Genomic DNA, 19,965 nt, shown 5'->3' on the forward strand with positions numbered 1-19,965 from the left:
TGTGTTCGTCTCTGTACTTTCGGTAGCGCGATCTGGGACGCCGGGTTCGATGTCAGCGTGCGGGGCCCCCTTTCCACCGGAGTGATGGTCTGGGGCCTCCCCGTCGCCTCTGGTCGAGCCCACTTGGCCAGGTCGCGCAGGGAACCGGCCTCCCGGGTACGGACCACGCACAGGATGCGTGTCGCCGCCCCGGGGTCGAGTACGCCGGGGACCAGTGCGTCCAAGACCGTTCGGGGCGCGCGGCTGAGCAACTTATGCACAGTCCTTAGGAACGGTGAAGTAGCCGATGGAGTCGGGGTCGGTCTCGGCCGCGGTGAGGGAGCCGTTGACAAGGCGGCCCGTCTTCTCCTGGTAGCCGGCGGCCCGCTGCCCGACCAGGCCCATCACGGCCTTGTGGTTGACGACACCGAACCGGGCGAGGGCGTCGGTCTGGGCCTTGTCGGTGACGTCGGTCGGCAGGCCCGCGGCGGTGTGGCCGGCGGCGCGGATGCCGTCGATCGTGGCGGTGAGGGCGTCGGCGTCGATGTCGGCCCCGACGGCATGGGCGCCCCGCGCCGCGGTCATCTCCGCGATGATCTTGCCGAACCCGCTGCCGGCTCCGGTGATGACGATGACCTTGCCTGCGAGGTGGTCGCTCATGGACGTGCTCCGTTCGCGGCGTGCGCCGGATGGCTCAGATGACGTTGACGGCGGTGAGGACGGGCGCCACGAAGGAGGGATCGCCGTCGATGGTGACGGCCGTGCGCCAGTCCGTCCTTGTGGTGGCCCACCTCAGGAAGTCCACGGTCGAGGAGCGCGCGACGTCGCCGGGGAGGGGGGCGTCCTCGTCGAGCTGGACGGTTCCGGGCTCCGCGCCGGGGCGCAGGACGAACCGGCGGGCGGCCGGCCCGCGCAGATCCACTCCGAGCGGGCGGGTGAGGACGGGGGCCAGCGCCGTCCCGCACATCTGCGGGAGCCCGGCGAGCATCCAGTCGAGCGCCGGGCCGATCCGATCGGCGTCCATGGCGACCGCGTCCTGAGCGATGGGACCGAACGGAGCGAGCAGGTCGGAGCTGAGGTGGACGAGGTGGTCGAAGGCGAAGGCGTTGCTCAGCTCGGCGAGGCGGTAGGTGCCGAGTTCCGCGACGGGCATCGTGACCTCGGCGTACTCGGGTGCCTGGATCCCCTCCAGCAGCACGAGGCCCGCCGAGGACTTCTCCGCGTAGTACTCGGCGGCCTGCTCCCACCCCCAGTGGGCGCGCTCGCGGACGGCGGCGTCGTTGATCCTTTCCGCGAGTCCGGTGGGCTCGTCCGGAGCGGAGGTGGGGTCGGCGACGGTGTGGAAGAAGGCCGCCATGTGGACGATGACGTCCTGTACGCGCCATCCGGGGCACGCGCTGTCGCACGCCCAGTCGTCGGCGCCCAGCCCTCGGATCACGCGCAGCGTGTCCTCGACGAGCAGCCGGGTGGCGGCCACACCAGCGACGGACATGGGAAGACCTCTCGTTCGGGGGCGGGGGTCGAGCCAGAACGCGCGCGGAGCGCAACAAGACTCCCGTTTCAACCGGATCGATGTCAACAGCCGTGGTAGATCTCGGATCTCAGTTCCTGTCGAAGGAAGGACGAGCCTTCCAGCGAGACGCTGATTTCACTGACCGGGGCCGCGCGAGTCGTGCCCGCCTCTGCGGTCGCGTCAGGCCAGGTGGGAAGCGCGCCGTGCGGTACTGCGCGCGATGAGGGTGATGAACTCGTCCGCTACCCGCCGCGCCTCGGGGAAGCTGCCGTCGTAGGTGAGCGCGGCCGTGGTGAGCGTGCTGAGGATGGACCACAGCATGACCGCGGCATCCTCGGGGACCGACGCGCCCAGCGCCCGGAAGTCGGCCACCAGGATCTGATGCGATTCCGCGTGGATCCCGGCCATGATCGACCCGACGGCGTCGTCCGCCGCCGAATACAGCAGAACGTTGACCTTGAAGAACTGCGGATCCTCCTCGAAGGTGTCGAGCAGGGCGCGTATCCGTGTGCGCAGCCTCGCCTCGGGCGCCTCGGCGTCCAGGGACGACCGGAACGGGCCGGCGCCGGCCCACTCCCTGATCACGACCGCGTAGAGGTGCTCCTTCGAGGAGAACTCCCGGTAGAACGTGCCCAGCGCGACCTGAGCGCGCTGGGCGACGTCCGCCACGTGGATTCGCTCGTAAGGCCGCTCGCGCAAGGCGGTGTGGGCCGCGGCCACGATCCGGTCCCGGCGCTCGGATCGGTCATTCGACCGTTCCTTGGAGGGCGGGGCGGGGTGTGCGCGAGTTTCGGACGCCCCCACGGGGTCCCCGCCCTCCGGCGGATCGTAGAGGTCGACGAAGCGATCGAGAAGGCGATGGGTCTCGGTGAACGGGGTGCCGTGGTAGACGGCGGCGGTGAGCGCGGAGTGCAGGATCGCCGACAGCATCACGGCGGCGTCGTGCGGCGCGGCGACACCGAGGATGGCGAAGTCGTTCGCGAAGTACCGGCGGGTCCGTGCGGTCAGCGCGGACAGCTCCGCCTGCACGTCGGGGTCCGTACTGGCGGACAGCATGACGTTGAGCTCGAAGAAGCGGGGGTGGCGCTGGAAGGCGTCGAGGAGGGCGTGCCCCCGCAGGCGCGCCCGGTCCGCACCCGAGGTCGGTGCGGGTCGTCGCCTCCGCCGCTGCTCGCGCTCCGTCCACTGGCGGTAGATGGCGACATAGAGGTGTTCCCTCGAAGGGAAGTAGCGGTAGATCGTCGCCTTGGCCATGCCGGCGGCCCGGGCGATGTCGTCGACCCTGACGCTCTCGTCCGGCTGTTCCTGGAGCAGAGCGAGCCCGGCGTCGAGGATTCGCTCGTGCCGGTCGCGGTCGAACGACGGCGTGGCCCGGCGCTCGGCCTCCGTGCCGGTCTGTGCGCGCCGTGAGTCGGAACCTCTCGCCATCGTCACCTTCGGAGTCGCCGTCCGCCCTCGCCGAGGAGGAGCGAGGCCACTCTAGCCGCACGGGGCGAAACGCCTTGTGAGCGTGGAGATCGCCGGCCCTCGGACGAGACCGCCCGGTCACCCGCTCAGTGTTGGGTGATCGGGGTTTTGATGCCCAGGATGCGGCGGGCGGTGGTGTGCAGTTCGCGGCGCAGCTCGGTGTCGTCGAGGTCGGCCAGGTAGGGGCTGGTGGAGGCGTAGGCGAGACCGCCGCTGACGATGAGGGTGATGATCAGGGCGTGGGTGTCGGTGCGTGTGCCCATCATGAGCAGGCCGGCGCGCATTCCGAGGTCGCGCATGTCCGGGCGGCCGTCCACGTGCCGGCGGATGACCGGGTCGGCCTGCAGGGCGATGTGGAGTTCGCGGTTGTCGACGAGGAGGTCGATGATGCCGCCCAGAAGGGTGTCGAGCCGGTCGGCGCGGCGGTGCCGGCCTTCGGCGGCTTCGACGACGGCCGCCAGGTCGCGGAGGTAGGGGGTCACGACCGCTTCGACGAGGTCTTCCTTGCTCGGGAAGTGGTAGTAGACGGCCGCCTTCGTGACGCCGATCTCGTCGGCGATCATCTGGAGTGAGGTGCCGTTGACGCCGTGCTGGGCGAACAGGCCCAGGGCGGCTTGGACCAGCCGCTCGCGCACGTCCCCCGCGGGGTTGTTCCGGGCCATCTGCGGCACCTTAGCGTGCGGGTGGACGCTCACCGGGTGGACCGGGCGGTGGTGGCGCGTTTCCGCCGGCCGGCGGCGTCGCGCGGCCGTTGCCTGGGGCGGCGCTGGGTGAGCTGGCGGGTGCGCAGGGCCAGCTGCATCTCGAACCGCCAGTCGGGGTCGTTGAGACGGCCGGGGAAGAACTCTTCGAGGCGGCGCATGCGGTAGCGGACGGTCTGCGGGTGGACCTGGAGCAGGGCCGCGACGTCGATGACCGAGCTGCCGAGGCTGATCCAGGCCAGCAGCGTCTCGCAGAGGCGGTCGCGCTGGTTGGGGCTGAGCCCGGAGAGCGGGATCAGCGCCCGCCGGAGCAGGATTCCCGTGCAGGTGTCGTCGCGCAGCAGGTGCAGCGTGGCGAGGTGGTCCTCGCAGCGGATGTGCTCCTCGCCGGTCAGGACGCCCTGGGATTTGAGGGCCAGCACCTGGCGGGCCAGGTCGAGCGAGTGCGCGGTCTCCTCCAGCGGGACGGTGGGCCCGAGGGCGAACTCGACGCCCTTGAACGCGCGCCGCAGGTTCTGGTAGCGGCCCGGTGACGGGTCGGCGGGGATGAGCAGGCACGGATCGGGACGTTCCAGGTCGGCGAGGATGTCGGGATCCAGCACGGGCGAGATCATGCGCCGGGTGTCGTAGTCCTCGCTGATCGCCACGCACGCCACGGTGTCGGGCAGCGGCCACCGGGCCTTGAGGGACAGGTCGGCCAGGCGCGTGCGGATGGCCTGTGCGGGCTCGGTCAGCAGCAGGTGCAGCAGCCGCTGCCGGGTGTGCTCGAAGGCGCCGGCCGCCTGGGCGCTCAGCTCGGTGAACGCGCTGACCGACAGGGCCGCCATCTCCTCGGTGAAGGCGAAGACGCTGTCGGCCAGCAGGTACATCTGGCCGGGGGCGACGCCGGCCCGGTGCCCGATCTGGGCGAAGCGGCGCCAGGTGACCCGGGCGGCGATCCGGTAGGCGGCCTGCAGGGCGTCCAGGCTGCGGCTCTCGCGGAACTCGCTGCGGCCCAGGTCGCGGTAGAACTCGGCGTTGTGGTTCTCGATGGGGGAGCCGGCGGCGAACTGCGCGAGGAACTGGCGCAGCCCCTCCTCGATGCCCTGCCGGAGGTGGTCGCTGAACACGCCGTCCAGCGGGACGGCGTAGTCGGGGATCCGCTCCCGGATCTCGTCGACGATCTCCGCGGTCAGGGCGGGCAGGTCGGGGTACAGGATGGCGGCGATCTCCATCGCGGCGGGACCGGGATCCGCGGTGACGTTCCAGGGGTCGAGCATGGGGGTCCTCTCGCTGTCCGGCCCAAGATGTTAAACGATCGGCTAGCAGTTCACTAGCCGATCGTTTAACAAACGCTCCGGGGTCGTCCCTCAGGGGAGACGGTAGCGGGAGACGAATTCCCAGATCACGGCGTTGGCGTCGATGTCGTAGGTGGTGCCGCCGAGCACGGGTCCGAGGAACGGCGTCCCGCCGGGCCAGTTATGCCCGCCGCCCTTGATCTGGTACAGGGTGACGGGGCCGCCGGCCGGGCAGCCGGGGTGGTCGTGGCGGACGACGGTGGTGTTGTCGTCGGGAGCGATGTCGGGCAGGTTCGTGGCGACGGTCTCGGTGCCGCAGCCGTTGTTGCGCGTCCAGAAGTCCAGCGCGGGCCGCACCGTGGAGTAGGGGACGACGAAGTCGCCGTCGCCGTGGATGAGGACGATCGGGACGTGCCGTTCGGGGCGGCAGGCCCCGGGGTCGTTGAGCTGGCCGGCGACGGCGGCGTAGGCGGCGAACCGCCTGTTGTCGCAGGCCATCTTGCTGGTGAAGAAGCCGCCGTTGCTCATGCCCGAGGCGTACAGGCGCCGGGGGTCGGCGTTGAAGCGCTCGATGAGGATGTCCTGGAGCCGCTGGACGAAGCCGGGGTCGTCCACGTCGGGGCTGGGCGTGCCGGCCAGGACGCCCTGCCAGCCGATGCCGTAGTGCTCGGGGGTCATCATGATGAAGCCGCGGGTCTGGGCGTAGTCGGCCATGCGGCCGTACCACTCGGCGATGCCGGGCGTCTCCAGCAGGCCGGGGAAGTGGAACAGCACCGGCCGCGGAGTGCCGTCGTAGTCGTCGGGCAGGCGGAGGATGGCGTTGCGGGCCTGCCCGGCGTGGGTGATGCGGACGGCGTGGTCGCCGGGGTCGGGGCGGCGGTCCTGGACGGTGAAGGTGACCTTCTGGGAGGAGGAGGCACCGCCGCGGCGGACGGTGCCGTTCCCCTCCCACTTCACCGTCGCCTCGCCCGGGACGGTGACCCCGCCGTTGACGGCGGCGGAGATCTCCACGCCCGCGCCGGGGTCCTTGAGGGTGAACGTGCCCTTCAGCGCGGAGCCGTCGCGGGCGATGGCGAAGGCGACGTTCGCGGCGCCGCCGCCGGAGCCGGGCAGCGTCCCCGTCCCCTGGATCTTGTTGGTCTCGTAGGTCGCGACGTTGTCCAGGACGGCGATGGCGCCCGTGGACAGGTCGCCGGTCAGGGTGTAGGCGGGGGAGCCGGCCGCGGTGACGGTGACGCGGTCCGCGGCCTGCGCGGCGGGTGCGGCGGCGTGGGCGGTCCCGGCCGGGATGGCGGCGGCGGCACTGAACGCCGTTCCCGCCACGAGTGCGGCGGCAAGCCCGCGCCGGGACCGAGGGGGGTGGGAGTGCACGGTGGATCCTTCCTGCGAAGGGTGCCGTCAAGGCACATCCGAGGTGCGAGTCGCGCCACCGTAAGTCCGACCCACCTCAGCCGCCCATGCACGAACGCGCACATCCAGCGGACGCTTTTAGCGCATCCGGATGATGGATCCGGCGTATCCCCAGTTCACCGGTCATCCTGAACGGACATCGCCGCGACCATCGGTGACGGGGACACCGTCTCTGGACAGGAGGCTCCGGCATGCCTGCCACATCTGCGCGCGGAATGCCTCTCGATCGGGCGAACGGCGGTCCGGCGGGATTTCGGGTCGTGCGGGTCAGCCGAGGTCACGGGCCATGAGGTCGTCGATGGTCTCGCGGCGGATGATGAGGCGGGCGCGGCCGTCGCGCACGGCCACCACGGGCGGGCGGCGGACCATGTTGTAGTTGGAGGCCATGGAGTGGTGGTACGCGCCCGTGCACGGCACCGCGAGCAGGTCTCCGGGACGGACGTCGGCGGGCAGCCGCACGCCGGCCGCGATCACGTCCCCGGCCTCGCAGTGGCGTCCGACGACGGTCGCGCTGCGTTCGCCTCCGGCACCGCGGCGGCCGATCAGGCGGGCGGTGTAGCGCGCGCCGTACAGGCTGGGCCTGGGATTGTCGCTCATGCCGCCGTTGACGGCGACCAGCAGCCCGCCCGCCGGGCCGTGCTTGACGCTGACCACGCGGTAGACGGTGACCCCGGCGTGCGCCACGATCGCCCGTCCCGGCTCCACCGTCAGACGGGGTACGGGGAGCCGGTGCGCGGCGCAGGCATCCTGGACGGTACGGCGCAGCCGGCCGGCCACCGGGCCGGGAGCGAGTTCGGGGTCGCCCGCCCGGTAGGCGACGCCGAAACCGCCGCCCAGGTCGAGCCGCCGCGGGGGAGTGCCGTGCGCGGCGCGCAGTTCGGCGAGGAACTCGACCATGCGCGCGGCGGCGAGGTCGAAGGCGCCGGGGTCGGTGATCTGGGAGCCGATGTGGCAGTGCAGCCCGGCCAGTTCCAGGTGCCGCTGGGCCAGGACGCGGCGGACGGCCTCGGCGGCGGCGCCCGAGGCGAGCGAGAAGCCGAACTTCTGCCCGTCGGTGCCGGTGGTCACGGCGGCGTGGGTGTGCCCGTCGACTCCCGGCGTGACCCGGATCAGCAGGCGGGGCCGGGCGCCCTGGGCCGCCAGCGCGGCCAGGCGGGAGATCTCGTGGAAGGAGTCGACGACGATGGTCCCCACGCCGTAGCCGAGCGCCGCCCGCAGGTCTTCGGGGGTCTTGGCGTTGCCGTGCATCAGGATCCGCTCGGCGGGGAACCCCGCGGCCCGTGCCACGGCGAGCTCTCCGGCGGAGCAGACGTCCAGGGACAGCCCTTCCTGCCCGATCCAGGTGGCCATGGCACGGCACAGGAACGCCTTGCCCGCGTAGGCCACCTCGGCGTCACCGAAGGCGCGGCGGAAGGCTCGGCAGCGTTCCCGGACGTCCTGCTCGTCCACGACGAGGAGCGGGGTGCCGAAGCGTTCGGTGAGGGGCGTCAGCTTGATCCGGCCGATCGAGATGTCCCCGTCCAGGTGGGGGCGCGCGGTGGCGGGCCAGAGGAGGGCTTCCAGGGCGACGGCTGACGGCCTGGTCTGCGGGGTCATCGGTGCCCGGCCAGCGTCGGGACGGGCCGCGGCGCCGATGGGGCCGCGGGGAGCTCCGGGCCCACGAACAGCGGGTCCACCTGGACGTCGGCGATGCCCATGGGCCGCAACATGGCGCGCAGCGCGCGCACGCTCAGCCGGATCGACCGCTGCCCCTCACCGAGCGCGGACCGTAATCCCTCCTCGCTGGTGAAGGCGATCCCCACCCGTTTCTTCCGGGGGGACAGGAGCCCGGTCCGCAGGACCACCGTGCCGCTCGTGCACACGTGCACGGGGACGATCAGGAGTTCATGCATCAACGCATCCCTTTCAAGACGACCGACGAGCCCACGCTAGGGACACCACATCCATTCCTGGACGTTTCGCTACGCGCCCCATACGACCGATCCGGAAATATTGACGCCATCCTGACGCCGGCCTCTTTGCTTCGCGTGAAAGGGCGTCAATGAAGCGTTAACGCTCTTGCCCCGCCACAATGCGGCGATCTTGAATGATGGCGCCAGGTTCGCAAGCCATGGGGGAATGCGTCGTGAATCACATGCTCAATCCGCCCGCGCCGCCGCCGGCCACCGCTGAGGAGGTCCGGATCGAACGCGGGCGTCTGCGCAGGCTCCAAACAGAGTTGCCCGCGGCGGCAGGGCCGCTGGAGAAGGCCGTGGCGGAACTCGTCGGTCTGCAGGTGGCGGAGGCGTCGTTCACCTCGTTCACCTATTCGCTGGCCATCGCCTACAACGAGGTCGAGGCGTACACCCTGCGGGAACTGCGGCACCGGGCCGAGGAGACCGTGGAGATCCAGGACGGCGTGAGGTACTCCGCCGACGCCTGGGAGGCCGCGGAGCAGGCCAGCGCGCCGAGGATGGTGTGAGGCATGGTCGGGCTGGAACAGGGCGCGTGGCTCTCGAAGAAGAGCCTCCAGATCGGCACCGTCGCCGCGTTGTCGCTGTCGGCGTTGGGCGTCCCCGCCGCGTGGCCGTTCGTCCCGCCGCTGTACGTCCACCAGTACGACCCGCAGGCCTTCTGGGACGGCGGGATGGCCTGGGCGGAGGCGGGCCGGCAGGTGAGGACCGCCCGCGAGCGGATCGAGCGGCTCGTGGACGGGATCGAGGAGGAGGGCTGGCGGAGCGAGGACGGCCGCGCGTTCAAACAGCGGATGGACCGCTTTCTCCAGGACCTGCTGTCGATGGAGATCCGGGCCGCCGTCACCGCGGCCGTGCTGTTCATGGCCGCCGTCCTCGTCATGGCCATGATCCTGTTCATGGCGCTGATCGCCGCGGTGCTGGTGGCGCTGGCGGCCTGGCTGGCGATCGCGACGATCACGCCCATGAGCGCCGCGGCGGCGCGCCTGTCGGCGATCGGGACGCTGGCGAGCGTGAACGCCGCGCTCAAGTCCGTCGAATCGGCGCTGGCCACCGTGCTGCACACCTGCGCCGGGATCCTCGGCGCGCTGGTGGCCGGGGACGTGCTCGCCGAGGCCGCGCAAGGCGACTTCAGCGGAGTGCGGGACTTCGTCAGCGCGACCGTCGCGCAGGGACCCATGCTGATCTGGGGCACCCTGAACCGCGTCGAGCGCGATGCCACGGCCTACGGCCTCGGCGGCAGATTCCCCGCCGACGGCTTCTACGGATGGCTGAGCCGAGGGCGGGCCGGTGCCGACCTCCCCGCGGGCTGGACGCAGGCCGCGGGCGCCAAAGGCTTCTACGAGACGCAGTACAACGAGGGCGGCCAAGCGATCACCGGCGGCCTCGCCCCCGAGCAGGACACAGACGGCTCCTACCGATACCCATGGGAATGACGGCGTGATGGACGACTTCAAGAAGGTGCTCGGATTCGACCCCGGGAAGCTGGCCGAGGACTCCGAGACGTTCTTCGCCCGGCTCCGCGACATGCACGAGATCGGCCTGGCCGTCACCGCCAGGACCGAGTCCGCGGACCGCCGCGTCGCGGTGGAGTACTCCAGCGCCGAAGGCGTCCGGGTTCTGGAGATCGACCCCCGCGCGATGCGGGTGGGCGCCGGCGAGTTGGCCGCGACGATCCTGGAACTGATCAGGCGGGCGCGCGCAGAGGTGGAGGCCGAGGGCCAGGAGCGGCTCACCGAGGCGCTCGGCGACGAGAACTCCCTGGTCAGCGACCGCTACTCCTTCGGCAGGGAACTCCGGAACGCCACCACCGCCGTCACCGAGAACCTTGAAGCCGCCAAGGCGACGCTGGCGGAGCTCCAGGCCCTGCTCCGCCGCTGAGCCCTCCGGCGGGGTCACCACTGCCAGTGGTCCCAGCCGTGGCGCATGCGGATGACGAGGGGCAGGGCGAGGACGAGCGCGTGCACGTCCGGCGGCGGATCGGAGAGCAACTCGACGTCGAGCCGGCGCGCGGACGGCAGCGCGCCCCGCTCGCCCATGGCCCGGACGGACTCCTCGGGCTCGACCACGGCGGCGAACTCCGCACCGCCGCGCGCGTCCCGTACCAGGAAGGACTCCCGAAACCCCCGGGAGCCCCGCTCGGCCACCGCGAGAACCCCTCCGCGCGGATCGCGCAGCTCGAAGTCGCAGTGGACGAACCCTCGGGGACGGATGACGCCGATCCGCCGCCCCGCCGGCCACGACACCGGCGCCCACGCGTACGGGCGGAATCCGGGCGGGACACGGCCGACCGCCAGCAGCACGGCACCGTCCGGGGCGGTGAAGTCCATGATCCCCCTGGGGAACCGGGTCCGCCGAACGGCCCTGGCGAGCGGCTCGCCATCGGAGCGATCGACATAGGTGCGGTCACCGGAGAAGGTCAGCGCCGGCGTCCGGAACAATGCCGCCCGCCCGGCGCCGCATCCCTTCCGCATTTCCCTCCCCAGCGGGTGTCCTTTCTTTCTGAATACGCGACGATCACCAATGGTTTCAAGCCGTCCTCACGAAATCCATACGCCGGTCCCGGACCCTGAGGCGGGCGTCAGGAGGGTGTGTGGATGTGCACTGTGCCCGCGGTTCCGTCGATGGTGATCAGTTGGCCGGTCTCGATGGCGTGCGTGGCGTCGCGGAGGCAGATGACGGCGGGGATGCCGTACTCGCGGGCGACGGTGGGGCCGTGGGCCACGGGCGAGCCGGTCTCGGTCACCAGGCCGGCGGCGGTCATGAACAGCGGTGTCCAGCCGGGGTCGGTGGTGGGGGCCACGAGGATCTCGCCGGGTTCGATGCGCGCGCCGGACGGGTCGCGGATCACCCGGGCCCGGCCGGTCGCCCGGCCCGCCGCCGCGGCCATCCCGGCCAGCGTCCCCTCGCCGGCGGGGCCCGGCGGGGCGAGCGCCTCCACGTCGGTGCCGTCCGAGAGGAGCGCGCCCGGGACGGCGGCGCGTCGCAGTTCACGCCGGTGGCCGGCACGCCGTGACGCGACCAGGTCCCGGTGGTCGGTCCCGTGCAGCACGGCCGCGCGTGCCTCGTCGAGGTCCAGGAACATGATGTCGTCGGCGCGTTCCAGGAGCCCGTGCGAGACCAGGTCGTCGCCGATCAGCAGGAGCTGGCGGCGCGCCGCCTGGAGCGCGGGGAGCCAGGCGAACTTGCCGATCTCCCGGAGGCCGGTGAGCCGGCGCGAGCGGCGCATGAGGAACGCCGCGAGCCGGCCGCGGACGGGGCGCGTGCGCCGCGCCCGCCGCGACAGCGTCTCGATCATCTCCTCCGCCTCGTGCGCGGCCTGCTCGAACCGCCGGTCGGGCGCCTGATCGGGGTCCTCGACGCGGAGGTAGTTGGCGATCGCGGCCAGCAGCGGCGCCGGGTCCTCCTGCCAGCGCGGCACGCCGACGTCGACCTCGGCGGCCGCACGCATGCCGTACCTGTCCAGGAATCCGGCCAGCCCGATGTCCGGGAGTTCGCCGCCGAGGTACCTGGCGGCGAGCTCGTCCGGCGGGGTGCCGAGGAACAGCGCGCGGTGCGGGCGCGCGTTCACGGCCAGGTCCCAGAGGGCGAGATCCATCTCGGTGGTCACGTTGTGCGGCATCCCGCCCAGGACGGTCCCCGTCTCCTCGTCCGTGGCGATGCCCTTGAGCAGCCGGGACGGCACCACGCCGAGGAGGATCCCGGTCGCCAGCGGCCACATGAGGTCCAGCATGCGGGGGCCCATGACCTGCTTGTACGCGTCGTCGGTGACCCATCTCAGCCGTGCCTCGGCGGTGGCCGGTTCCAGTGGCGGGATCGTCTCGCGCCTGATCTCCTTCACGGCGCGGTAGGCCCGGGAGCGCGCCGCGTCCGGGCGGGCCAGGCTCGACGCCAGCCCGGCGATCGCGTGCGGCACGAGCGGCGCCGTGATCCTGAGCGCGTTGCGCAGCCGGAGCGGCATGCCGGGGCGGGGGGCGAACCGCGGATCGGTCATCATCCGCTCGACCGCGCTCTGCACTCGCGGCCCGTAGATCCGCAGGCCCGCCCGCAGCCGCTTCCGCAGGACCTTGTTGCGGACGAAGTCGGTCAGGTCGAAGTAGAGCCGCCCGCCGATCGGGACGAGCCGGGGCATCGGATCGCGGCGGTCGAGCTTGGCGCCGCGTCCCCGCAGCCACATCGCCGATCCGGCCTTCAGCATGGCCACGCCCATCGGCGTGCACGGCCGGAACATGCCCTGGATGTGGCCGAACTCCAGGTAGAGGCGGGTCTCGCCGGTGTCGGGCGGCAGCGGGAACAGGGTGGTGATCGGCCGGGACTGGAGCAGCCACAGCGTGCCGTCCGGATCGATCGCCCACTCGATGTCCTGCGGCGCGCCGAAATGGGCTTGAAGCCGTCGGCCGGCGTCACGGAGCTGCCGGAGCCGGTGCCGGTCGAGGCTGCCGGCGTCCGGCCCGGACGGGGACGGCCCCAGGGCGTAGTGGTCGGGGACGACGGTGCCCTCGACGACCGCGGTGCCCAGGCCGGGGGCGGCGTCGACGATCATCCGCGAACGGCTCCCGGTGACCGGGTCGGCGGTGAACAGCACGCCGGCCACGTCGGGGTCGATCATTCGCTGGATCACCACGGCCATCGCGGCGTCGTCGATGCCGGCGGCGGCGCGGTAGGCGACGGCCCGGTCGGTGTTCAGGGAGTCCCAGCAGCGGCGGACGGCCTCGACGAGCCGGTCGGCGCCCTCGACGTCGAGGTAGGTGTCGTGCTGGCCCGCGAAACCGGCGTCCGGGAGGTCCTCGGTGGTGGCGCTGGAGCGGACCGCGACCCGGCCGGCGCCGAGCCGCTCGTAGGCGTCGACCAGCTGCTTCTCGGGCAGGTCCCGCGCCCTGTAGGAGTCCGCGGTCAGGCACACGCCGTCCGGGACCCGCTCCCCGGCCTTGATCATCTCGCCCAGCCCGGCGGCCTTGCCCCCCACCAGATCGACCATCGAGGAGTCGACCTCGGACAGCGGCCGGATCGGTCTCATCGCCCACCCTCCTCTGAAAAAGGGGGATGACCTGGCTCCTTGCCCCGGGGTGCCCTCTGAAACCAGGGAGAGGGCCCGCCCGGGCCAGGCGTGCGCGGGTGTCAGGCCGCTCCGAAACGGTTGCTCAGCCTGCGCTCGACGAGCCCGACCAGGGCGTAGAGCACCCAGGCCAGCAGGCACAGCAGGCCGAGGGAGATGATGACGAGCCGGATGTCGTCGTTGTCCTGCGCCTGCCGTTCGAGGTAGCCCAGCCCGGCCTCCGCGCCGATGAACTCGCCGATGACCGCGGCCGTGACCGCCTGCAGCACGCCCAGCCGCAGGCCGACGGCGATGGCCGGCAGGCTGTAGGGCAGGTCGATCTTGATCGCGCGGGCGATCGGGCCGATCCTCAGCAGCCGGGCCAGGTCGTCCACCCCGGTGGGAATGGTCCGCAGGCGCATGGTCATGTTGATCAGCACGGGATAGAACGACACCAGCGTGATCAGCGCGATCTTGGAGCCGATGCCGAGGCCCAGCCAGAGCACGATCAGCGGCGCGATCGAGATCTTGGGCGTGACCTGGGCGATCACGATCAGCGGCATCAGGACGCGCTCCAGCGGGCGGACCCGTGTGAACAGCATCGCCAGCACGACGCCGAGCACGCTGCCCAGCAGGACCCCCTGGACGACCTCCGCGAGCGTCTGCTGGACGTGCAGGGTGAGCGCGCCGTCGCGGGCCAGCGTGAGCGCGTGCGAGGCCACCGCCCCGGGCGTCGGCAGCCGGTAGGCCGGGATGTCGAAGGCGACGGTCACCAGCCACCACAGCACGACGCCGGCGGCGAGGGAGAGCGCGCCGACCAGCAGCGGTCGGCCCGCCCGCACCCGGTCGCCGAGCCGGAGCCCGGCCGGCGGCGCGCCGCCGGCCGATCCTCCCGCGGCCGGGCTAGCCGAGCGCATCGGGCTTCACCACCAGGTCACCGGCCTTGAAGCCGGAGTCGATGAGCTTGAAGCCGGCCTGGGCGTCGATCGCCTTCTGCCAGCGGGCCTCGTCCGGGTGGCCGAAGCCGTGCTGCCGGGTGGTGTCCGACTGCCAGAGGGTCTTGACGAAGACGTCCTGGATGATGGTCGTGACGTCCTTCTGCTGGCCGTTGAAGGTGGGGGCGTACTTCTGCACCGCCATGTCCACGGCGGCGGCCGGGTCCTTGGTCGTGTACTCCAGGCCCTGGTCGAGGGCGTCGTCGAAGGCCTTGACCGTCTTCGGGTCCTTCTCCACCTTGTCGGGGCTTGCCACGACCACGTTGCCGAAGGACGGCAGGTACTGGTCGCTGAGGATCTGGCGCACGTCCACCCCGGCCGACTTCAGCGCGTAGTAGCGGAGCCGGGAGAAGACGATCGCGTCGACCTGGCCGTTCTTGAGGGCGTCGACGATGGCGCCGGTGCCGATCGTCTTCACCTTCACGTCGCCGAGGCCCAGGCCGGACTGCTTCAGCATGGCCTGGAGCTGGATGTAGTTCGGGCTGCCCAGGTCGGTGACCGCGACGGTCTTGCCCTTGAGGTCGGCGGGCGAGGAGATGTTCGCGCGGCCGGTCGACAGCAGCGCGCCGATGCCCTGCTGGTAGGTGGTGTGGACGACGCGGGTCTTGACGCCCTTGCCGTAGGCGGTGATGACCGAGTCGCCGTTGGGGAAGCCGAAGTCGACGTTGCCCGCCGCGACGTTCTTGACGATGTCGGAGCCCTGGGCGTAGGTGAAGGTCACGTCCAGGCCGGCCTTGGCGAAGTAGCCCTGCTCCTTGGCCGCGTACAGCGGCGCGTAGTACGGGACCGCGGACCCGTCGATCTGGATGGTGACCTTCTTGGTGCCGCCGGGGCCCGTCCCGTCGGACTTGGACCCGCCGGACGACGCGGGGCTGCACGCGGCGAGGGCGGCGGCCAGCAGCACGACGGCCCCGATTCCGGGCACGCGACGCACGTTGAACTTCATGGACTCTCCTTGGAAACGTGCCGGGATCAGCGGTCCCAGCGCAGAAGGCGCCGTTCGGCCAGCGAGACGAGGCCGAAGCCGAGCAGGCCCACCAGCACCGTGACGAGCACGGCGGCGATGAGCATCGGGGTGTCGTTGGAGGTGTTGCCGAGGATCATCAGGTAGCCCAGGCCGCGCTGCGCGGACAGGTACTCGGCGAGGAAGGCGCCGGTCATCGCGTCGATGACGGCGATCTTGGCGCCGGCCAGGAGGGCGGGCATCGCCGCGGGGATCTGGATCTTCCACAGGTACTGCCCCCGCGACAGGTGCAGCAGCCGGCCGAGGGACGCCACGTCGGCGGGGACGTCGCGCAGGCCCAGCATCGTGGCCGCCATCATCGGGAAGAACACCAGCAGCAGGATCAGCACGAACTGCGAGGTCAGGCTCAGCCCGAACCACAGCACCAGCAGCGGGGCCACGGCGATCTTCGGGGCGGCCTGCAGCAGCACGATGTAGGGGTTGAGCACCTCGCGCAGGACGCGGGACGACCACAGCGCCCAGCCGAGGGCGATGCCGATGACCGAGCCGCCGGCGAACCCCAGGACGATGTTGCGCATCGTGTAGGCGAGGTGGGGCCACAGCTGCCCGTCGCCCACCAGGCCGGAGATCGCCGAGAGCACGCTGCCCGGCGCGGGCAGCAGGTAGCTCGGCACGTCCGCCGACCGCACGTACAGGCTCCAGGCCCCGATGATGACGACCGCGTACACCGCGGCGCCGAGGACGCGGGCGCCGGTCCGCGTCAGGCCGCCGCGACGATCGGAGCGGCGTCGCAGCCGGTCCCGCTCGCGGGTGCCGCCGGAGCCGCCGGAGCCGCCGGAGCCGCCGGAGCCGCCGCGCCCGCCCGTGTCCTGGGCGGAGGCCACCGAGCCGCCGCTCATTCCAGCTCCTGGCGGAGCATGCCGGCGAACTCGGCGAACCGCGGCAGCCGCCGGGTCTCGGGGCTGCGGTCCCGGTCGAGGGGCACGTGGTGGACGGCCTTGATCCGTCCCGGCCGCGACGACATCACGGCCACCCGGTCCGCGAGGTAGGTGGCCTCCTCCACGCTGTGGGTGACCAGGATGATGGTCTTGCGCGTGGTCTCCCAGATGCGCAGCAGGTCGTCGTGCAGCCGGTCGCGGGTGATGGCGTCGAGGGCGCCGAAGGGCTCGTCCATGAGGAGGATCTGCGGGTCGTAGGCCAGCGCGCGGGCGATCGCGGCGCGCTGGCGCATCCCGCCGGAGAGCTCCTTGGGGAAGGACTGGGAGAAGTCGGAGAGCCCGACGAGGTCGAGCAGGTCCCGCACCCGGGTCCGCCCCTCGGCGGACTTGTCGCGCTGCGCCTCCAGCCCCAGGGACACGTTGCGTTCCACCGAGCGCCAGGGCAGCAGGGCCGGCTCCTGGAACACGAAGCCGATGTCCTTGCCTGGACGCGGCTGCCTCGTCCAGGACAGCCCGCCCTCGAAGTCGTCGTCCAGCCCGGCGATCATGCGCAGCAGGGTCGACTTGCCGCAGCCCGACGGCCCGATGAGCGCGACGACCTCGCCCTCGGCGACGTCGAGGTGCACGTCCGACAGCGCGACGACCCGCTGGCGGTTGGTGCCGACGTAGGTCTTGCGGACGTCCCGGATGGAGAGAAACGCCGTCATCGGGCCGCCGTCCCCTTCCGCGCGGGCCGCCGGCCGGTGCCGTACCGCGGCCGCCGGCCGCCGTCCTCCCGCGTCCACTGACGATGTCGCACGACGACTCCCTCGGTCTCTCCGGCCCTGCGCGGCTGCTTGCTTCCGCAGACGGAAGCTCCGCCTCCAGCAATGAAGGTCACAGAGTGCAGCCAATTTCGGTCGCTGTCAAGACTGCCCATGGCGTTACATGCTGGACATATTCGGGCCACGCGTTTCGAATCAGTCCGGAGAAACCGGCCATAACTCTATTGACGTCACGCTCCGTCTCCCTGCACACTTCCACATCTGGAAACCAGCCATCCACTTCTGGAGGATCTTGATGGCCCGTAGCGCCCGGGACCCCTGGCGGGACGGCGCCGCCCCGCACCTCCCCGCCCGTACGGGGACCCTGCCCCCGGTGTGCCTGCTGCCCGGCGACCCGGCCCGGGTCGACCTCGCCGCCGCGGTGCTCGACGGCTTCGAGATCGTGGGGCACAACCGCGAGTTCCGCCTCGGCACGGGCTGTCTGGACGGGACGCGCATCGCGGTGTGCTCGACCGGCATCGGCGGCCCCTCGGCCGAGATCGCGGTGGTCGAACTGGCCCGGCTGGGCGTCACGACGGTCCTGCGCACGGGCGGCATGGGGGCGCTGCGGGCACGGATCGCCCCCGGCTCGGTGTGCGCGGTGACCCGGGCCGTGCCCGGGGGCGGGGCCGCCGCGCCGTACGCCGGGGACGACGACGAGGGCGACGACCGCCACGCCGCCGATCCCGAGGTGCTCCGCCGCCTGGGCGCCGAGGCCGCGTCCCTGGGCATCGGCCTGACCGAGGTCGCCGTGGCGTCCGCCGACTCCTACTACCTCGGCCAGGGCCGTCCGCTCGCCGGGTACGAGCGGACGGCGGCGGCGCGGTACGAGGAGCTCCGCGCGCTCGGCGTGGACGGCGTCGACATGGAGACCGAGACCGTCCTGGCGGTGGGCAGGGCGATGGGGCTGCGCGCGGGCGCGGTCCTGGTGGCGCACGCCAACCGGGCCACCGACGCCTGGCTGGAGGACTACGAACCCGCCCAGCTCGCCATGCTGCGGCTGGCCGCGCACACCGCGCGGTCCCTGTCGCCGGACGCTGGGGAGTCGTCATGACGGCGGACACGGGCTCCGCCGCGACCGACGCCCGCGAGCGGTTCTTCGCCGACCGGCCCTCCCGCCACCGCGCGGACCTGTCGGTGGACCTGGGCGGACTGCGCCTGGCCAATCCGGTGATGCCCGCCTCCGGCTGCTTCGGCCCGGAACTGGCGCCGCTGCTGCCCATGGACGAACTGGGCGCCGTCGTCACCAAGACCGTCTTCGCGCGGCGGCGCGGCGGCAACGCCGCCCACCGGCTGACCGAGACCCCCTTCGGCATGATCAACAGCGTCGGCATCCCCAGCCCGGGAACGGCCGGCTTCCTGCGCGACGTCCTTCCCCGCTACCGGGCCACGGGGCGTCCCGTCGTGGTCAGCATCGGCGGGCTCGGGATCGACGAGTACTGGCGGGTCGCCGACGAGCTGGCCGGCGCCGACTGCGCGGCCTTCGAGGTCAACGTCTCCTGCCCGAACCTCGAGCACGGGGGCATCGAGATCGGCGCGAGCCCCGAGGCGGTGCACCGCGTCACCGACGGCGTCCGGCGCCGGCTGGGCGACGTGCCGGTCTGGGTGAAGCTGACCCCGATGGCCGCCGACGTCGCCGCGGTCGCCGAGGCCGCGCAGAGCGCGGGGGCGCGGGCGCTGACGGTCGCCAACTCCTTCCCCGGCATGGTGGTCGACCCGCGCACCGGGACGCCCGTCCTCGGCAACGACGTGGGCGGCGTGTCCGGACCGGCGATCAAACCCCTGGTGCTGCGGCTGGTGTGGCTGGTCGCGCGGGCGGTCTCCGTCCCGGTCATCGGATGCGGCGGGATCGGCTCCGCGCAGGACGTCCTCGACCAGCTCCGGGTCGGCGCGAGCGCCGTCCAGGTCGGCACCGCGACCTTCGCCCGCCCTCAGGTCATGGCCGAGATCGTCCGTGAGCTGGACGCCCGGTGCGCGCGTGCGGGTGTCACTAATCTTCAGGGGCTGGTCGCCGCCGGCAGCGGCGCGGGCGACCCCACCACGACGAGCATCTCCGGGCGAACGGATGGCTGAGGCATGCAGGTTCTCAATCGCGCACTGCGGGTGATCAAGACGCTCTCCACGAGCCAGCGGGGGATGACGCTGCAGCAGCTCCATGAGGAGCTGGAGATCCCCATCGGCAGCATGCACCGGGTCCTGGCCGCCCTCACCGAGGAGCGGTACGTCACCAGGTCGCCCACCAACCGCCGGTACTTCCTCGGCCCGGCCGCCGCCGAGCTGGTCGGCATCTCCACGGCGGCGCGCGGGACGCTGGTCACGCCGCCGGCGCCGGTGCTGCGGGCCGCCCGGGAGAGCGGCGAGACGGTCTTCCTCACCGAGCTGATCGGGTTGCAGACGGTCTGCTGCGCGCTCGTCGAGGGACACCATCCCCTCCGGCTGTTCGTCCGCGTGGGCCAGGAGATGCCGCTGCACGCGGCGGCGTCCGCCCGCAGCATCCTCGCCTACCTGCCGGGCGAGATGGTCGACACCATCTTCCGCGAGCGGGACCTGACCGCGTTCACCGCCGGGACCCTCCGGACGCCGGACCAGGTGAAGGAGCATCTCGCCCAGGTCCGCGCGCGGGGCTACGACGTCTGCGAGAACGAACTGGACGAGAACGTGTGGGCGGTGGCGGCACCGGTGTTCTCCTCGACGGCGCACGTGGTCTCCAGTGTGACGCTCGCCGCCGCGGGCAACCGGATGCGCGACCCGATCCAGCGCACCCGGGCGACGGAGATCGTGCTGCGGACGGCGCGGGCCCTCTCCGAGGAGCTGGGCCACACGGGCGGGTTCCCCGCGCTGGAGGAGGCCGCGGCGAGCGCGGAGGAGTCCGCCGCGACAGAGGCGAGCGCGGCCGGGGTGCCGGCGAGCCGCCGACCGGGAGAGGGGTAG

At 72.1% G+C, this 19,965-nt stretch carries 20 protein-coding genes; 6 read left to right on the forward strand and 14 right to left on the reverse strand.

Annotated elements, in window-relative coordinates:
• Positions 1–252 precede the first annotated feature (252 nt).
• From ACFPZN_RS11570 to ACFPZN_RS11605, 8 genes are all read right to left on the reverse strand, one after another.
• Positions 253–639, reverse strand: coding sequence for an SDR family NAD(P)-dependent oxidoreductase (locus ACFPZN_RS11570; protein ID WP_378281871.1), 387 nt, complete (start codon positions 637–639; stop codon positions 253–255).
• 34 nt (positions 640–673) lie between these two features.
• Complete coding sequence (locus tag ACFPZN_RS11575; RefSeq protein ID WP_378281872.1) at positions 674–1,471, reverse strand: maleylpyruvate isomerase N-terminal domain-containing protein; 798 nt, start codon at positions 1,469–1,471, stop codon at positions 674–676.
• 201 nt (positions 1,472–1,672) lie between these two features.
• A complete protein-coding gene (locus tag ACFPZN_RS11580; protein WP_378281873.1) occupies positions 1,673–2,920 on the reverse strand; it encodes a TetR/AcrR family transcriptional regulator in 1,248 nt (415 codons plus the stop codon).
• A gap of 125 nt (positions 2,921–3,045) precedes the next feature.
• On the reverse strand, positions 3,046–3,621 hold the full coding sequence (locus ACFPZN_RS11585) for a TetR/AcrR family transcriptional regulator (RefSeq protein WP_378281874.1): 576 nt from the start codon (positions 3,619–3,621) through the stop codon (positions 3,046–3,048).
• Between the two features lie 29 nt (positions 3,622–3,650).
• Positions 3,651–4,919: an RsbRD N-terminal domain-containing protein gene (locus ACFPZN_RS11590; RefSeq protein WP_378281875.1), complete on the reverse strand. Its 1,269-nt coding sequence runs from the start codon at positions 4,917–4,919 to the stop codon at positions 3,651–3,653.
• 90 nt (positions 4,920–5,009) lie between these two features.
• Positions 5,010–6,308 (reverse strand): CE1 family esterase, encoded by a 1,299-nt coding sequence (locus ACFPZN_RS11595; RefSeq protein ID WP_378281876.1) that lies wholly within the window; start codon positions 6,306–6,308, stop codon positions 5,010–5,012.
• A gap of 306 nt (positions 6,309–6,614) precedes the next feature.
• The gene (lysA, locus tag ACFPZN_RS11600; RefSeq protein WP_378282018.1) at positions 6,615–7,982 is read right to left on the reverse strand and encodes a diaminopimelate decarboxylase; all 1,368 of its coding nucleotides are present in this window, start codon (positions 7,980–7,982) and stop codon (positions 6,615–6,617) included.
• Entirely contained in the window at positions 7,940–8,239 is a 300-nt protein-coding gene (locus ACFPZN_RS11605) for an SAV_915 family protein (protein WP_378281877.1), read from the reverse strand. The genes lysA and ACFPZN_RS11605 overlap by 43 nt, the downstream gene beginning before the upstream one ends.
• A gap of 233 nt (positions 8,240–8,472) precedes the next feature.
• Between ACFPZN_RS11605 and ACFPZN_RS11610 the strand changes: the two genes are divergently transcribed.
• Genes ACFPZN_RS11610 through ACFPZN_RS11620 form a run of 3 tightly spaced genes read left to right on the forward strand, consistent with a single transcriptional unit; the run spans position 8,473 to position 10,180 of the window.
• On the forward strand, positions 8,473–8,808 hold the full coding sequence (locus tag ACFPZN_RS11610; RefSeq protein WP_378281878.1) for a hypothetical protein: 336 nt from the start codon (positions 8,473–8,475) through the stop codon (positions 8,806–8,808).
• A 3-nt stretch (positions 8,809–8,811) separates the two neighbouring features.
• Positions 8,812–9,735, forward strand: a complete 924-nt coding sequence (locus ACFPZN_RS11615; protein WP_378281879.1) for a hypothetical protein — start codon at positions 8,812–8,814, stop codon at positions 9,733–9,735.
• A 7-nt stretch (positions 9,736–9,742) separates the two neighbouring features.
• Positions 9,743–10,180, forward strand: a complete 438-nt coding sequence (locus ACFPZN_RS11620) for a YbaB/EbfC family nucleoid-associated protein (RefSeq protein WP_378281880.1) — start codon at positions 9,743–9,745, stop codon at positions 10,178–10,180.
• 14 nt (positions 10,181–10,194) lie between these two features.
• Here the strand turns inward: ACFPZN_RS11620 and ACFPZN_RS11625 are convergent, their stop codons facing one another.
• The 6 genes from ACFPZN_RS11625 to ACFPZN_RS11650 form a co-directional block, all read right to left on the reverse strand.
• A complete protein-coding gene (locus tag ACFPZN_RS11625; protein ID WP_378281881.1) occupies positions 10,195–10,773 on the reverse strand; it encodes a hypothetical protein in 579 nt (192 codons plus the stop codon).
• A gap of 107 nt (positions 10,774–10,880) precedes the next feature.
• Positions 10,881–13,316 carry a PEP/pyruvate-binding domain-containing protein gene (locus tag ACFPZN_RS11630; RefSeq protein ID WP_378281882.1) on the reverse strand — a complete coding sequence of 812 codons (2,436 nt, stop codon included), beginning with the start codon at positions 13,314–13,316 and terminating at the stop codon, positions 10,881–10,883.
• Positions 13,317–13,417: 101 nt separating this feature from the next.
• Positions 13,418–14,251 (reverse strand): ABC transporter permease, encoded by an 834-nt coding sequence (locus ACFPZN_RS11635; RefSeq protein WP_378281883.1) that lies wholly within the window; start codon positions 14,249–14,251, stop codon positions 13,418–13,420.
• Entirely contained in the window at positions 14,238–15,275 is a 1,038-nt protein-coding gene (locus ACFPZN_RS11640; protein WP_378281884.1) for an ABC transporter substrate-binding protein, read from the reverse strand. The genes ACFPZN_RS11635 and ACFPZN_RS11640 overlap by 14 nt, the downstream gene beginning before the upstream one ends.
• A 26-nt stretch (positions 15,276–15,301) precedes the next feature.
• The gene (locus ACFPZN_RS11645) at positions 15,302–16,192 is read right to left on the reverse strand and encodes an ABC transporter permease (RefSeq protein ID WP_378281885.1); all 891 of its coding nucleotides are present in this window, start codon (positions 16,190–16,192) and stop codon (positions 15,302–15,304) included.
• On the reverse strand, positions 16,189–16,938 hold the full coding sequence (locus ACFPZN_RS11650; protein WP_378281886.1) for an ABC transporter ATP-binding protein: 750 nt from the start codon (positions 16,936–16,938) through the stop codon (positions 16,189–16,191). The genes ACFPZN_RS11645 and ACFPZN_RS11650 overlap by 4 nt, the downstream gene beginning before the upstream one ends.
• Before the next feature lie 352 nt (positions 16,939–17,290).
• On the opposite strand from ACFPZN_RS11650, the gene ACFPZN_RS11655 reads away from it, so the two are divergent.
• From ACFPZN_RS11655 to ACFPZN_RS11665, 3 genes are read left to right on the forward strand one after another with little or no spacing between them, the layout of a single operon-like run.
• The gene (locus ACFPZN_RS11655) at positions 17,291–18,088 is read left to right on the forward strand and encodes a nucleoside phosphorylase (protein WP_378281887.1); all 798 of its coding nucleotides are present in this window, start codon (positions 17,291–17,293) and stop codon (positions 18,086–18,088) included.
• Positions 18,085–19,107 (forward strand): dihydroorotate dehydrogenase, encoded by a 1,023-nt coding sequence (locus tag ACFPZN_RS11660; RefSeq protein WP_378281888.1) that lies wholly within the window; start codon positions 18,085–18,087, stop codon positions 19,105–19,107. Before ACFPZN_RS11655 ends, ACFPZN_RS11660 begins: the two co-directional genes overlap by 4 nt.
• Before the next feature lie 3 nt (positions 19,108–19,110).
• On the forward strand, positions 19,111–19,965 hold the full coding sequence (locus tag ACFPZN_RS11665) for an IclR family transcriptional regulator (protein WP_378281889.1): 855 nt from the start codon (positions 19,111–19,113) through the stop codon (positions 19,963–19,965).

Source organism: Actinomadura rugatobispora (assembly GCF_042656285.1).
GTDB classification, from domain to species: Bacteria; Actinomycetota; Actinomycetes; order Streptosporangiales; family Streptosporangiaceae; genus Spirillospora; species Spirillospora rugatobispora.

Coding starts and splice junctions, on each gene's coding strand:
- ACFPZN_RS11635 (WP_378281883.1), bottom strand. CDS start 14,251: ATGCGCTCGGCTAGCCCGGCCGCGGGAGGATCGGCCGGCGGCGCGCCG.
- ACFPZN_RS11660 (WP_378281888.1), top strand. CDS start 18,085: ATGACGGCGGACACGGGCTCCGCCGCGACCGACGCCCGCGAGCGGTTC.
- ACFPZN_RS11615 (WP_378281879.1), top strand. CDS start 8,812: ATGGTCGGGCTGGAACAGGGCGCGTGGCTCTCGAAGAAGAGCCTCCAG.
- ACFPZN_RS11655 (WP_378281887.1), top strand. CDS start 17,291: ATGGCCCGTAGCGCCCGGGACCCCTGGCGGGACGGCGCCGCCCCGCAC.
- ACFPZN_RS11580 (WP_378281873.1), bottom strand. CDS start 2,920: ATGGCGAGAGGTTCCGACTCACGGCGCGCACAGACCGGCACGGAGGCC.
- ACFPZN_RS11620 (WP_378281880.1), top strand. CDS start 9,743: ATGGACGACTTCAAGAAGGTGCTCGGATTCGACCCCGGGAAGCTGGCC.
- ACFPZN_RS11605 (WP_378281877.1), bottom strand. CDS start 8,239: ATGCATGAACTCCTGATCGTCCCCGTGCACGTGTGCACGAGCGGCACG.
- ACFPZN_RS11590 (WP_378281875.1), bottom strand. CDS start 4,919: ATGCTCGACCCCTGGAACGTCACCGCGGATCCCGGTCCCGCCGCGATG.
- ACFPZN_RS11650 (WP_378281886.1), bottom strand. CDS start 16,938: ATGACGGCGTTTCTCTCCATCCGGGACGTCCGCAAGACCTACGTCGGC.
- ACFPZN_RS11625 (WP_378281881.1), bottom strand. CDS start 10,773: ATGCGGAAGGGATGCGGCGCCGGGCGGGCGGCATTGTTCCGGACGCCG.
- ACFPZN_RS11630 (WP_378281882.1), bottom strand. CDS start 13,316: ATGAGACCGATCCGGCCGCTGTCCGAGGTCGACTCCTCGATGGTCGAT.
- ACFPZN_RS11585 (WP_378281874.1), bottom strand. CDS start 3,621: ATGGCCCGGAACAACCCCGCGGGGGACGTGCGCGAGCGGCTGGTCCAA.
- ACFPZN_RS11575 (WP_378281872.1), bottom strand. CDS start 1,471: ATGTCCGTCGCTGGTGTGGCCGCCACCCGGCTGCTCGTCGAGGACACG.
- ACFPZN_RS11665 (WP_378281889.1), top strand. CDS start 19,111: ATGCAGGTTCTCAATCGCGCACTGCGGGTGATCAAGACGCTCTCCACG.
- ACFPZN_RS11645 (WP_378281885.1), bottom strand. CDS start 16,192: ATGAGCGGCGGCTCGGTGGCCTCCGCCCAGGACACGGGCGGGCGCGGC.
- ACFPZN_RS11640 (WP_378281884.1), bottom strand. CDS start 15,275: ATGAAGTTCAACGTGCGTCGCGTGCCCGGAATCGGGGCCGTCGTGCTG.
- ACFPZN_RS11570 (WP_378281871.1), bottom strand. CDS start 639: ATGAGCGACCACCTCGCAGGCAAGGTCATCGTCATCACCGGAGCCGGC.